This window comes from Dankookia rubra, assembly GCF_004355005.1.
GTDB classification, from domain to species: domain Bacteria; phylum Pseudomonadota; class Alphaproteobacteria; order Acetobacterales; family Acetobacteraceae; genus Paracraurococcus; species Paracraurococcus ruber_A.
Genome location: NZ_SMSJ01000408.1, coordinates 1 through 264, shown reverse-complemented (window position 1 = coordinate 264; position 264 = coordinate 1). Strand labels below are relative to the sequence as shown.

The 264-nt window shown below is 84.8% G+C and carries 1 protein-coding gene; it reads left to right on the top strand.

Annotated features, from left to right (window positions below):
• Nucleotides 1–264: hypothetical protein (locus E2C06_RS37130; RefSeq protein ID WP_206664870.1), on the top strand; the 264-nt coding region annotated here is incomplete at both ends.

Sequence of the window (264 nt, the reverse complement as noted above, 5' to 3'; positions counted from 1 at the left end):
GGCGACGCCGATCGCGGCGCAGCGGCCCGGGGCTGCCGCGCCCCCGGCGCCGGGGGCCGGGCCGCCGCTCGTCCTGCTGCTCTCGGCGGCGCATCCGCCGGACGACATCCGCGTGGTGCGAAAGGAGGGCGCGGCCCTGGCCGCGGCCGGCTGGCGGGTGCGGCACCTGGCGCCCGGCCAGGCAGTCCCGGCCGCGCCCGGCCAGGCAGTCCCGGCCGCGCCCGGCCAGGCGGCCCCGGCCGCGGTCGCCGGCGTGGCGATCGA